Source organism: Paraburkholderia sp. 22099 (genome assembly GCF_052045835.1).
Classification (GTDB): Bacteria; Pseudomonadota; Gammaproteobacteria; order Burkholderiales; family Burkholderiaceae; genus Paraburkholderia; species Paraburkholderia terricola.
This window is the reverse complement of sequence record NZ_JBQEPU010000012.1, coordinates 162,031-174,746: the sequence shown is the minus strand read 5'-3', so window position 1 is coordinate 174,746 and position 12,716 is coordinate 162,031. Positions and strand designations below refer to the sequence as shown.

Below are 12,716 nucleotides of genomic sequence, written 5' to 3'. Positions count from 1 at the left end.
GTCGGCATCTGCATCGCCGGCAGAAGGAACCTCACGTGATTCGCAATCTGTTCAAGGAAAAGCATGTTCGTTACGCCGCCTGAGAACATAAGGCAATATTTGATGCACCCATCAGTAACAAGCCGCACCGTACCTAGCTTCACGCATACCACCAAAGGAGAGCAACACACCATGAGCAAGATCGGGAAATCGCGCTGCGCCATCGCTGTCGGTGCCGTGGCGCTCGCGCTGGGAGCCGCGCAAGTCAATGCCGCCGAACTGACGGTCGTCAATTTCGGTGGCGCGAACGGCGACGCGCAAAAGGCCGCGTTCAACCAGCCGTTCGAATCGCAAACGGGCAACAAGGTGACCGCCGTCGAATACAACGGCGAGCAGGCCAAGGTCAAGGCGATGGTCGAAGCCAAGCACGTGAACTGGGACGTGGTGGAGGTCGAATCGGGCGACATCGGCCGTGGCTGCGACGAAGGGCTGTACGAGAAGCTCGACTGGTCGAAGATCGGCAAGAAGTCGGATCTGATTCCTGAAGCGCCGCAAACCTGCGGCGTGGGGTTCTTCGTGTGGTCGACGGCGCTCGCGTATAACGCCGACAAGCTGAAAACCGCGCCGGCCGGCTGGGCCGATTTCTGGGACGTCAAGAAATTCCCGGGCAAGCGCGCCATGCGCAAGGGTGCGCGCTACAACCTGGAGTTCGCGCTGATGGCGGATGGCGTCGCGCCGAAGGATGTCTACAAGGTGCTCGCCACCAAGGCGGGTCAGGACCGCGCGTTCAAGAAGCTCGACGAACTGAAGCCGAACATCCAGTGGTGGGAAGCGGGTGCGCAGCCGCCGCAGTTTCTCGTCGCGGGCGACGTGGTGATGTCCACCGCGTACAACGGCCGGATCGACGCCGCGCAACGGGAAGGCAAAAACCTGAAGGTGGTGTGGAACGGCAGCATCTATGACCTCGACTATTGGGGCATTCCGAAGGGTTCGCCGAACAAGGCGCTGGCCGAGAAGTACATCGCCTATTCGATCTCGCCGAAGCCGCAGGCGGAATACGCGCATCACATCGCCTATGGTCCGGTGAACGTGGCGGCGATCAAGGCGCTCGATTCGAAGACGCTCGCGAATCTGCCGAACTCGCCGGAAAACGGCAAGAATGCGGTGCTGCAGAATCTCGGGTTCTGGACCGATCATGGCGATGAACTGGAGCAGCGTTTTTCGTCGTGGGCTTCGAAGTGATTTGTTAGTTTTGGGTGCGACCGGAGTTAAGCGTTGAAGCGCTCACTCTGGTCGACAGCTTTGCATGGGGTGGGAGTAGGCGCTGAAGCGCTAACTCCTATCGACAGCTTTGCATGGGACCAGAGTAAGCGCTAAAGCGCTAACTCTGGTCGACAGGAGACGGGTGTGACTACGATGACGATTGCCGCCGATTCGACGCCTGAATCAACCGGCCGACTCAAGCGCGAACTGAAAGCCGCGGAATCGAGAAAGCGTGCAATGGCGCTGCTGCTGATCGCGCCGCTCGCGATTTTTCTGCTGCTGATTTTCGTCGTGCCGATCGGCGCGCTGTTGACCCGTGCCGCGCAGAATCCCGAAGTGGTCAGCGCTCTGCCGCATACGCTAAGCGCGTTGAGCGGTTGGGATCGCAAATCTCCGCCGCCGGATACCGCGTATGCCGCATTGGCCGTCGACCTCACCGCGGTCGCCGATAGCGACGGCATGGGTGCGCTGGCGCGGCGCCTCAACGTGGAGATTCCCGGCTATCGCTCGCTGGTTGCAAAATCCGCGCGCGCCATGCCGTTCGTCGACGATAACAGCCAGCCGTTGAAACTGACGCCCGGCCAGATTCATGCGAAATTCGTCGAACTGGACGAGCGCTGGAACGATATCGCGTACTGGCAGGCCATCGCAAAGAATGCCAGTGTGTATTCGCCGTTCTATTTACTCGCTTCGCTGGACCATAAGCAGGACGCGTTCGGTCACATCATCCCGACCGATCCCGATCAGCAGATTTATCTCGCCGTGTTCAGCCGCACCTTTGTGATCGGCGCGGCCGTGACTTTTTTTGCGCTGCTGCTGGGCTATCCGCTCGCGTACTGGATCTCGACGCTCTCCGAGCGCCGCGCGAACCTGGTGATGATTCTCGTGCTGATTCCGTTCTGGACGTCGATCCTCGTGCGCGTCGCGGCATGGATCGTGATCCTGCAAAGCGAAGGGCTGGTGAATAAAGCGCTGATCGGCAGCGGGCTGCTGCACGATCCGCTTTCGCTGCTGTTCAACCGCACCGGCGTGTACATCTCGATGACGCACATTCTGCTGCCGTTCATGATCCTGCCGCTGTACAGCGTGATGAAATCGATCCCGCCGACCTATCAGCGCGCTGCGATCTCGCTCGGCAGCCATCCGTTCGCCGCGTTCTGGCGCGTGTACGTGCCGCAGACTTATCCGGGCATCGGCGCGGGCGCGCTGCTGGTGTTCATCCTGGCGATCGGCTACTACATCACGCCGGCCTTGCTCGGCGGACCGAACGATCAGATGGTCAGCTATTACGTCGCGTACTTCACCAACGTGACGATCAACTGGGGCATGGCGTGCGCGCTAGGCGGCTTGCTGCTCGCCGCGACACTCGTGCTGTACGTGATTTACGGGCGCTTCACGCGTTCTTCACTGAGCCTCGGCTGAACCGGAGCCTACTGCGATGAAACTTGCCAAGCCCCTGTTCGCGCCGCATACGTCGTGGGTCGAGCGCGTGTGGTATTTCGCACTGCGCGCGCTTGCCGTGCTGACGCTGCTGTATCTCATTCTGCCCGTGTTGGCGATCGTGCCGCTGTCGTTCTCGTCGAGCACGTTTCTGGTGTATCCGATTCCGGGTTGGTCGCTGCGCTGGTATCAAAACCTGGTGGCGTCCGATGAATGGCGCATGGCCGCCAAGAACAGTTTTATCGTGGCGCCGTCCGCGACGGTGGTCGCGACCGTGCTCGGCACGCTGGCCGCGATCGGGCTGACCAAGGCGAACTTTCGTGGTAAGGCGCTGCTAATGGCCGTCCTGATCTCGCCGATGATCGTGCCCGTGGTGGTGGTCGGTGTCGGCATGTATCTGTTCTTTGCGCCGCTCGGGTTGGCGAACACGTATGTTGGCCTGATTCTGGCGCATGCCTCGCTCGGCGTGCCTTTTGTCGTAACCACGGTGGCGGCGACCTTGCAGGGATTCAATTACAACCTCGTGCGCGCCAGTTTGTCGCTGGGTGCCAATCCGCTCACGACGTTTTTCCGCATCACGTTGCCCGTGATCGCGCCGGGCGTGATTTCGGGCGCGCTGTTCGCTTTCGCGACGTCATTCGATGAAGTGGTCGTGACGCTGTTCCTCGCGGGCGCTGACCAGACGACATTGCCGCGGCAAATGTTCACCGGTATCCGCGAGAACATCAGCCCGACCATCGCTGCGCTTGCGACGATTCTGATCGTGTTTTCTACTTGCCTTTTGCTGGCGCTCGAGTGGCTGCGCGGAAGAAATGCGGCGCGGGCGGTGAAAGCGTGAACATCGGCTTGCATGGATGACCGTCAGTCGAGTAGCAAGCCTAACCGGCAAATTTCCGATGTCATTCTAAGAATGTTCCCATTCCTCCTGCGTCCGCGTCTGTTCATACTCTGGACCTTCTTCCAGAAGACGCGCTCGACGCAGAAAGTCAATGAAACTCCAGCTATCGATGCTTGTATGCGCGCTGGCCCTGGCGGGCTGTGCGGATCACGCCGCGCGCGAACGACTAGGCATCACGGACGCCACGGTGCTCAAAACGGGAATCGGCGCCTCGCAGGATGAAGCCGCGGGCGCGGCCAACAGCCAGTGGGTCACTACCTACGCACCGATCGTCAGCAGCAGTGCCGCGCTAGCATCGTTGCAAAAGCGGCTCGATGAGGTGCCCGCCGACAAGAACAGTTATTTTCACGCCAAGGCACAGTGTTGGCTTAACGCCGGCCAGCAGACTCGGCAGAATCGCGATCATTGGGGTTTCGTCGAGGAAGCGATCGGCCAGGCGGCAATGATCACGATGAGCCTCGAGAACGACACGCCGTTATCCGCGGCTAATCCGACGCTGCGCACGGTGTCCACGGTGCGTCCCGATCTGTGGAAGATCGTCAACACCATCAAGGCAGATCCTGTTCTTGCTCAATGTCCGCGGGCGCAGCAGCCGCTCGCGTGCGCTGAAGTCGGCTTGATGCAAGCCGGGCATGACGCGTGGATACGCAGTTTTTCAAAGGCCGAGAAGCGCTTGCCGGAAGTTCAGGATAACTTGCGCAAATCCGCCGAGACCGCGTTGCAATGCAAACAGGCAATGCAGACGTCAGCGGCCGCACCGGCCCTGGGTGAGCAGTCTGCAAGCGCGCCACGGATCATCACGCTGCGCGCCGACTCTCTCTTCCGTTTCAATGGCGGCGACGATGCCGCCATCCTACCTGCGGGCAAGCGGCAGCTAGATGCGGTGGCGGACGGTCTGAAGAACGCTCCCGCCTTGCGTGAGCTGACGATCACCGGCTACACCGACCGTCTTGGCGCCAAGGCATACAACCAGAGCTTGTCCTTGAAACGTGCTCAGACCGTTCAGAAGTATCTGCGAGCCCGCGGCGTGACTTTGCCCATGACTGCCCGAGGTCAAGGCAGTACGAACCAACTGGCCGACTGCCGACAAACAAAGCGCGACGAATTACTGCGATGCCTTGCACCGAATCGCCGCGTCGAGATAGAAATCGTGGTCGGAGCTTCCTAACGTACGCTTGCGTCGCGTGACGATGCGAACCTTTTCAGGCGGGTCGATATCCTGGTTTGCTTGCGGCAAATACCGATGCGCCTTTAGCTTGTCAAAAGCACGAATCAGCCTGGCAAGCGATGTTTTAAGAGGAAACAAATAGATGTCAACTGTTCTCGTTATCGACGATCATCCTGCATTCCGAATGGTCATCAAGATGCAGCTCACGCAGCTGCTTGGCATTGAAAAGGTGATCGAGGCCGACAACGGACAGGCCGCAGTCGAACTGGCGCGGCAATTCACGCCGAAACTCGCCATACTCGATCTCGACATTCCGCGCATCAGCGGGCTCGACGTAATTCCACGCCTTAAACTCGTTCATCCGTCGATCCGCTTGCTGGTCCTGTCAGGACATGATCCGGCGACGTTCGCGCCGCGGGCGATGCGCTCCGGCGTCCACGGTTTCGTCTGCAAATCGCAGGAGATGAAGGAAATCATGCGCGGCGTCGAGGCGGTGCTGGCCGGCTATACGGTCTTTCCCGTCACAGCGAACGGTGCGGGTGTCTCGCCTTCGTGCCGCACGGAAGGCGAAGAGGAGAGGATTGCGCTACTGTCGGACAAGGAACTCGTGATTCTGCAGATGCTGTCGAAAGGCATGTCGAACAAGGCGATTGGCGATGCGTTGTTTATCAGCGACAAGACTGTGAGCACCTACAAAAGCCGCATCCAGGAAAAACTGGGGCTGTCGTCGTTAGCGGCGCTGATCGAGTTTGCCTCGTTGCACCGGCTGATCGACTAGGTTTGCGGGCCATGAACAAAATAAGCCTGCCGGGTTTTTCGGCGGGTGCGCCTTGTCGCACGTCGCGCTTCCTACACGGCCTTTCACGCTGCGACGGTGGCAATGCGTGGTCGATTTTGACCCGTTTCGCGACGATATTTGCATGGCTGTGCGCATCGGCATTGCTGCCGTGCATGTTTTCGACGCGCGTCAACGCCGCACTGTCCGTCGACGGTGCACCGCCCTCCATGCGCGTCCATGCGCCGCGTCCGGCGCAAGCGCTGGCCGCTCACGACGCTCAGCCGCACCCCGGGCGAGCGGCCCTTGCTCACCTTTCACATGAGGACGCCGCTGCCGGGACGCCTTTGGTACTCGCTTCGAGTAACAGTGATAGTGGGAATGCCTCGCCTAGCCAACTGGAGTGGACCGAACACGCAACCTCGGTCGGAAAGCGAACGTGGCAATTGACACTCGCGGCGCTGGCGTTCGCCGTACTGGCTGGCGCGTGTTTGTCGCGAGCCGCGCTAACGCGCATTGCCAAGAACAACAAACGGATTGTCAGCGAGTGGGCCCGCCGATGCGAAGCAATCGAGGCGCGGGAGCGGGCTACCCGCACCGCAGCTTCCCAGCAGGCGAGCGCTGACCTAATGCGGGAGCGGCACAGATTCCTGGGCGTGATGCGTTTCTATATCGAAGCGCCATTGAGCGCGGTTGCGGATTTATTCGAGCCGCTTCAAGTGATAACCAAGCCGTCCGCACAATCCGCACAGTTGCAGGCGATTCAATCCGCGATGCGCATCTGGCGCCAAACCCTTCGTGATCTGTTCGACAATTCACCTCTGGAATCGCGCGCTTTCGTTCTCGACGAAAGCGCGACGAACGTGCGCGAGTTCATCAAGAGCGTGATCACGCTCCTTACACCATCGACTACGCATCAAGGCGTGCACTTGAGCGCGAGCGTCGACCAAACGGTGGCGGCGGTGATTATCGTCGACGGCACCCGTCTCGGTCAGATCCTTTTCCATTTGCTGAACCGTGCGATCCAGTCGGGCATGCACAAAGAGATTGCGCTTGTGGTGCGGGCCGACTCATTGAATCTGGGTTCGCAGCGCATTTTTTTCAGCATAAGGGTCGGCGGCGGCAAGCTTGGCGGTACTGATGCTGATGAATCGCGCGCGAGCGAAGGTTTCGGTGACGCAGATGCTTCCCTGCCGCTTTGCCAGTTGCTCGCTCAGCGCATGCGAGGTGAACTTTCCGTCGCGAGCGGCGCGGAGGCTGGCGTTTTCGCGAGTTTCAATGCGCCGTTCGCCGTCGAGCAATGGGAATCGGAGCGAGAGGCAGATGGCAATATACCGTTGCCTGCGACGTGCAATGCCGTGCATGCCGATGCCGCTTCAACAGTTGCTTCCCATGAACCTTTCGAGCGTCGGTATCTGACCGCGCTGTCAGAAGAAGGTGTCGATCTGCCCTCGTTTCTGGATGGCTGGCGTCGTGCAATGAATGACGACCTCACACGCCTCGCCACATTGCGTCGCCCGGAAGACGATGAGCTCCTGCCTGCCTTGCTGCACCGATTGAGCGGCGCCGTCGGTCTGGTCGGCGCGCGTGGTTTGATGGAAGCGCTGCGGCGCGCTAGCGCCTCGCCGCGGGAACGCAACGCCGGCGCGATCGACGCGCTCGCGGAACGCACCCGAACCCTTGTCATGCAACTCGGCGCAGTGCATGACCCACAACGGAGCACCGTACGATGAACAGACCGCTGGCCTTGATCGAAGGCGATCTGGCGCTTCCCAGCGCGCGGTCACTCGCGGGCTTGCCGCCGCCTTACGGCTCGGGCCGTCGGCCGGTACAGGCGCGGCGAGAGCCGCAGCCTGCGGCGCTCACCGCGGCGCAACGGGCGATCCAGGACGCCGTGCAACGTGCGGAGCCATTGGCATCCCGTGGCCGGCTTCCGTCAGACGCGAAGTATATTTTTCTCTATAAGGCGCCACAGCGACGCGACTATTCCTATAGTTTCGACGCGCAGTTGGCCGAAGCCAGGCGTTATCTCGATGCGGGTAAGCAGCGCTCGTCTTCGTCTCGTGCAGATCATATGGCCGGCGCGGCGATCTTCGTGAGTTGCAGCATTGCGCTGGCGTGGCTGTTGATCACAAGTGCGACGCCCGACGCCGATAGCGCGACCACGCTGGCCGCGACGCTGGATCCCGTCACGAGGGCCGACGTGCGGCATTCCGAAGGTGCTGTCAAGCTGACGCAACCGGTGGTTGAAACAGCGTCGACAAGTGCGGAGCGCGCGCCCGCAGCGGCCAGCTCGGTGCCGACGACAGCGTTGGCAAGCTCCACTGCGGCCGCCATGGCGCCTGCAACTCGCGCGAAGAACGATTCCGTTGCCGCGAAGGCAGTACCGCCAGCCAAGCCAGCACAATTGGTGCGGGCTGACGCGCCGCGTGTGAAGCAGCCACTCGTCGCACGCGCGACGACACATGGCACGACGACGAATCGTCTTGCAAAGGTCGATCGCAAAGCCGCAATCGCGCGCTTGAGCGAGACGCAAGTCGACAAGCGCCTTGCATTGACCCGATCCGCTCGTCCGGCCAGCCAGCCTTCGATCTCGCAGCAACCCGAGTGGATTGCGCGAGCGTCGGCTAACCACGATTCCGCCGAACAGGCGGCCCTGCTCGAGTGGGCGAAGCAGCAGCGCGCGAAGGTTACAACGCGGGCGTCGACGCCAGTGCCGGGCAACACGGACTGGAACGCCCGCATGACTCAGCGCAGGATCACCGACAACCCCGACGCTTTTCGGTCAGACTTCGGTCCAAAGTAGTCGCCGCATTCAACGGCCGGTTGTCCGCGGTTGCTATTTCGAGCAACGAAAAAAAAGCCCGGCCATTTGGCCGGGCTTCTAAAGTCGGCTGCATCCTCCACAGAATGCAGCCCCTGCAAAACAGCAAAGCCGTTTGCGCTACCGCCGAAGTTAGGCAGCCAGCAGCGAGCGCAGTACGAACGGCAGAATTCCACCGTGCTTGTAGTAATCGACTTCGATCGGCGTGTCGATACGCAGCAGCACCGGAACGCGCTTTTCCTTGCCGTCCTTGCCGCGAATCACCAGCGTCACTTCCTGTTGCGGCTTGAAGTCCGCGCCCAGGCCTTCGATGTCGTACGTTTCCTCGCCGGTGATGCCGAGCGATTGCACGCTATCCGAGCCCTTGAACTGCAGCGGCAGAACGCCCATGCCGACCAGGTTCGAACGGTGGATCCGCTCGAAGCTGCGTGCGACCACGGCCTTCACGCCTAGCAGTTGCGTACCCTTCGCAGCCCAGTCACGTGACGAACCCGTGCCGTACTCTTCGCCTGCGAATACGATGGTCGGCGTGCCGGCGTCGATGTACTTCATCGCTGCGTCGTAAATCGACAGCTGTTCGCCACTCGGCTGGTGAATCGTCAGGCCGCCTTCCACACGCGAGCCGTCTGCCTTCGCCGGGATCATCAGGTTCTTGATCCGGACGTTTGCGAACGTGCCGCGCATCATCACGTCGTGGTTGCCGCGGCGGGAGCCGTAGCTGTTGAAGTCGGCCTTCTGCACGCCGTTTTCCTTCAGCCACTTGCCTGCCGGCGAGTCTTCCTTGATCGAGCCAGCCGGGCTGATGTGGTCGGTCGTGACCGAGTCACCGAAAATGCCCAATGCGCGCGCGTTCTTCACGGCTGCGATGCTGTCGGCCGGCGTCATCGAGAAATCGTTGCCAAAGAACGGCGGCTCGGCGATGTAGGTCGACTTCGGCCAATCGTAGACCTGGCCTTCTTCGCCTTCGATCTTGCTCCACAGGTCGCCCTTCTTGGTCAGCGACGAGTAGTTCTTGCGGAACGCGTCCGCATCCAGCGCGAACTTGAGCAGTGCGTTGACTTCTTCGCTGGTCGGCCAGATGTCGCCCAGGTAGATGTCCTTGCCGTTCTTGCCCTTGCCGACCGGTTCGGTCATCAGGTCGCGCGTGATGTTGCCGGCGATCGCATAAGCGACAACCAGCGGCGGCGAGGCCAGGAAGTTCGCGCGGATGTTCGGGTGAATACGCGCTTCGAAGTTACGGTTGCCCGACAGAACCGCTGCCGCGACGATGTCGTTCTTCGTGATCGCTTCGTTCAGTTCCGGCGTCAGGTCGCCTGCATTACCGATACAGGTCGTGCAGCCGTAAGCGGCAAGCGTGAAACCGAGCTTGTCGAGGTACGGCAGCAAGCCGGTCTTCGTCAGATATTCGGTGACGATGCGCGATCCCGGCGCAAGCGAGGTCTTGATGTGCGGCGCGACCGTCAGGCCCGCTTCCACCGCTTTCTTCGCCAGCAGGCCGGCGGCCAGCAGCACGCTCGGGTTCGACGTGTTCGTGCACGACGTGATCGCGGCGATCAGCACGTCGCCGTTCTTCACGTTCACGCCGTTGCTCGTCGTGTATTGCGCGTCCAGATCGGCTTCCTTCTTCGCAAAGCCGTTTTCCGCCACTGGCTTCGAGAACAGGTCGCTGAAGGTCGACTTCACGTGACCGATTTCGATGCGGTCTTGCGGGCGCTTCGGGCCTGCCAGCGACGGAGCCACCGTGCCGAGATCCAGCGTAACGACCTTGGTGTAGTCGATATCGCCGTCCTTTGGAATACCGAACAGGTTTTGCGCCTTGAAGTAGTTCTCGAAGGCCGAGATTTCCGCGTCTGTGCGGCCCGTGCCCTTGAAGTAGTCGATGGTTTTTTCGTCGACCGGGAAGAAGCCCATGGTTGCGCCGTATTCCGGCGCCATGTTGCCGATCGTGGCGCGGTCCGGCAGCGACAGCGAGCGCGTGCCTTCGCCGAAGAACTCGACGAACTTGCCGACCACCTTTTCCTTGCGCAGCAGTTCGGTGATGGTAAGCACCAGGTCGGTCGCCGTCACGCCTTCGCGCAGCTTGCCCTTCAGGTTCACGCCGACCACGTCCGGCGTCAGGAAGTACACCGGTTGACCGAGCATGCCGGCTTCAGCTTCGATACCGCCCACGCCCCAGCCCACCACGCCGATGCCGTTGATCATCGTGGTATGGCTGTCGGTGCCGACCAGCGAATCCGGGTAGTACACGGTATCCGCGCCTTCGGCCTTCTTGTGCACGCCGCGTGCGAGATATTCCAGGTTCACCTGGTGAACGATGCCGACGCCCGGCGGCACGACCTTGAACGTGTCGAAGGCCTGCATGCCCCACTTCATGAACTGGTAGCGCTCGTTGTTGCGCTGGAATTCCAGCTTCATGTTCAGGTCGAGCGCGTTCTTTTCGCGGAAGTGATCGATCTGCACCGAGTGGTCCACCACGAGATCGACCGGGACCAGCGGCTCGATCGACTTGGGGTTCTTGCCGACGCGTTGCGCGACACCGCGCATTGCAGCGATGTCGGCGAGCAGCGGCACGCCGGTAAAGTCCTGCAGCACGACGCGCGACACCACGAACGGGATTTCGTCGACGCGCGCGGCGCTCGGCTTCCAGTTCGCGAGTTGCGTGATGTGTTCTTCGGCGATCTTCTTGCCGTCGTAGTTACGCAGCACCGATTCCAGCACGATACGGATCGAGACCGGCAGACGCTCGATCTTGATGTTCAATGCCTTGCCGAGTTGCGGCAGGGAGTAGAACTTGCCTTTGCCGGAACCGCTGTCGAATTCCTTGAGCGTTTTGTGGAGGTTGTGGGCCATGGTGTTTTCCTTGGTTTGATCGCGGAACTACAGTACTTAACTTTGACTAGATGATGTACAGATCGACGTACTCATGAACCGGCATGGCTTCGAGCCTTGCCTGATCCAGCGATACGTCGAGAATCGCCAGTTGTTGCTTGACCGGAAAGCGGCGCGCGAGGTTGGTCCTGAACTTCTCGACCAGCAACGGAATTCCGTCTTCGCGACGACGCTTGTGACCGATCGGGTATTCGACCACGACTTCGTCGAACTTCGATCCGTCGTTGAATTCGACCGTCAGTGCATTGGCAATCGAACGCTTCTCGGGATCGTGGTAATCCTGCGTGAACCGCGCGTCTTCGACGCATTCCATCCTGGCGCGCAGCACATCGATACGCGCGTCCTGCGCGATCGAATCTTCGTAATCCGCAGCCGTCAAACGGCCGTGGATCAGCGGCACGGCGATCATGTACTGGATGCAATGATCGCGGTCGGCCGGATTGTTCAATGGACCCTTCTTGTCGATGATGCGGATCGCGGCCTCGTGAGTGCGGATCGTGATCTTCCTGATATCTTCCACGCGCCTGCCTTGGGCGGCGAGTTGCGCATGCAGCGTCATCGCGGCTTCCACCGCGGTTTGCGCGTGGAACTCAGCGGGGAACGAGATCTTGAACAGCACGTTTTCCATGACGTAAGAGCCATACGGGCGCTGGAATCTGAACGCATTGCCCTTGAAGAGCACGTCGTAAAAGCCCCACGTTTTGGCCGTCAGCACCGACGGATAGCCCATCTCGCCGGTCTTCGACATCAGCGCGAGACGCACGGCGCGCGACGTCGCATCGCCCGCGGCCCACGATTTGCGCGAACCGGTGTTCGGCGCGTGACGGTAGGTGCGCAGCGGGTGTCCATCGACAAATGCCTGCGATACCGCGTTGATCAACTCGTCGCGGCTTAGGCCGATCATCTGGCCGACCACGGCGGTCGAGGCCAGCTTCACCAGCAGCACATGGTCGAGCCCGACCTTGTTGAAGGAGTTTTCGAGCGCGATACAGCCTTGAATTTCGTGCGCCTTGATCATGGCGACCAAAACGTCTTTCATCGTCAGCGGCGCTTTGCCTGCTGCGACGGCACTGCGCGAGAGCCAGTCGGCCGTGGCCAGGATTCCGCCGAGGTTATCGGATGGATGGCCCCATTCGGCCGCAAGCCACGTGTCGTTGAAGTCCAGCCAGCGGATCATCGCGCCGATGTTGAAGGCGGCCTGAACCGGGTCCAGCTGGAACGACGTGCCCGGCACCTTCGCGCCGTTGGGGACGATCGTGCCCGGCACGATCGGTCCCATCAGCTTGGTGCAAGCCGGGTAGGTGAGCGCCTCGAGTCCGCAGCCAAGCGTATCGATCAGGCAGTGACGCGCGGTTTCCAGCGCGAGCGTGCCGCCGATCTGTTCATTCCGCACGTAATCGACGATATCGACCAGGACTCTGTCCGGGGCGGGTCGCACGTTGGAAATGGGAGCGGACATCGAGGCCTTTCCTGGTGAGGA

General features: G+C 60.9%; 9 protein-coding genes. 7 read left to right on the top strand and 2 right to left on the bottom strand.

From position 1 onward, the window contains the following. Nucleotides 1–171: 171 nt before the first annotated feature. The 7 genes from ACTJLC_RS14200 to ACTJLC_RS14170 all read left to right on the top strand — a co-directional run bounded on the left by ACTJLC_RS14200 (nt 172) and on the right by ACTJLC_RS14170 (nt 8,329). The gene (locus ACTJLC_RS14200; protein ID WP_073431341.1) at nt 172–1,221 is read left to right on the top strand and encodes an ABC transporter substrate-binding protein; all 1,050 of its coding nucleotides are present in this window, start codon (nt 172–174) and stop codon (nt 1,219–1,221) included. A 174-nt stretch (nt 1,222–1,395) separates the two neighbouring features. Next, nucleotides 1,396–2,664 (top strand): ABC transporter permease, encoded by a 1,269-nt coding sequence (locus ACTJLC_RS14195; RefSeq protein WP_310124164.1) that lies wholly within the window; start codon nt 1,396–1,398, stop codon nt 2,662–2,664. A 16-nt stretch (nt 2,665–2,680) separates the two neighbouring features. After that, entirely contained in the window at nt 2,681–3,520 is an 840-nt protein-coding gene (locus ACTJLC_RS14190; protein WP_073431343.1) for an ABC transporter permease, read from the top strand. Nucleotides 3,521–3,671: 151 nt separating this feature from the next. After that, the gene (locus ACTJLC_RS14185; protein ID WP_440844269.1) at nt 3,672–4,748 is read left to right on the top strand and encodes an OmpA family protein; all 1,077 of its coding nucleotides are present in this window, start codon (nt 3,672–3,674) and stop codon (nt 4,746–4,748) included. A gap of 142 nt (nt 4,749–4,890) precedes the next feature. Then, nucleotides 4,891–5,526 (top strand): response regulator transcription factor, encoded by a 636-nt coding sequence (locus ACTJLC_RS14180; RefSeq protein ID WP_310130887.1) that lies wholly within the window; start codon nt 4,891–4,893, stop codon nt 5,524–5,526. A gap of 11 nt (nt 5,527–5,537) precedes the next feature. Next, complete coding sequence (locus ACTJLC_RS14175; protein ID WP_235004931.1) at nt 5,538–7,256, top strand: sensor histidine kinase; 1,719 nt, start codon at nt 5,538–5,540, stop codon at nt 7,254–7,256. Continuing rightward, nucleotides 7,253–8,329, top strand: a complete 1,077-nt coding sequence (locus tag ACTJLC_RS14170; protein ID WP_310315650.1) for a hypothetical protein — start codon at nt 7,253–7,255, stop codon at nt 8,327–8,329. The genes ACTJLC_RS14175 and ACTJLC_RS14170 overlap by 4 nt, the downstream gene beginning before the upstream one ends. Before the next feature lie 150 nt (nt 8,330–8,479). On the opposite strand, the gene acnA is transcribed toward ACTJLC_RS14170, so the two are convergent. Both acnA and ACTJLC_RS14160 read right to left on the bottom strand, forming a co-directional pair. Continuing rightward, complete coding sequence (gene acnA, locus ACTJLC_RS14165; RefSeq protein WP_083081779.1) at nt 8,480–11,197, bottom strand: aconitate hydratase AcnA; 2,718 nt, start codon at nt 11,195–11,197, stop codon at nt 8,480–8,482. Nucleotides 11,198–11,243: 46 nt separating this feature from the next. Beyond that, nucleotides 11,244–12,695: a bifunctional 2-methylcitrate dehydratase/aconitate hydratase gene (locus ACTJLC_RS14160; protein WP_083081777.1), complete on the bottom strand. Its 1,452-nt coding sequence runs from the start codon at nt 12,693–12,695 to the stop codon at nt 11,244–11,246. Between the last annotated feature and the right edge of the window lie 21 nt (nt 12,696–12,716).

Coding starts and splice junctions, on each gene's coding strand:
- ACTJLC_RS14160 (WP_083081777.1), bottom strand. CDS start 12,695: ATGTCCGCTCCCATTTCCAACGTGCGACCCGCCCCGGACAGAGTCCTG.
- ACTJLC_RS14200 (WP_073431341.1), top strand. CDS start 172: ATGAGCAAGATCGGGAAATCGCGCTGCGCCATCGCTGTCGGTGCCGTG.
- ACTJLC_RS14195 (WP_310124164.1), top strand. CDS start 1,396: ATGACGATTGCCGCCGATTCGACGCCTGAATCAACCGGCCGACTCAAG.
- ACTJLC_RS14180 (WP_310130887.1), top strand. CDS start 4,891: ATGTCAACTGTTCTCGTTATCGACGATCATCCTGCATTCCGAATGGTC.
- ACTJLC_RS14185 (WP_440844269.1), top strand. CDS start 3,672: ATGAAACTCCAGCTATCGATGCTTGTATGCGCGCTGGCCCTGGCGGGC.
- ACTJLC_RS14170 (WP_310315650.1), top strand. CDS start 7,253: ATGAACAGACCGCTGGCCTTGATCGAAGGCGATCTGGCGCTTCCCAGC.
- ACTJLC_RS14175 (WP_235004931.1), top strand. CDS start 5,538: ATGAACAAAATAAGCCTGCCGGGTTTTTCGGCGGGTGCGCCTTGTCGC.
- acnA (WP_083081779.1), bottom strand. CDS start 11,197: ATGGCCCACAACCTCCACAAAACGCTCAAGGAATTCGACAGCGGTTCC.
- ACTJLC_RS14190 (WP_073431343.1), top strand. CDS start 2,681: ATGAAACTTGCCAAGCCCCTGTTCGCGCCGCATACGTCGTGGGTCGAG.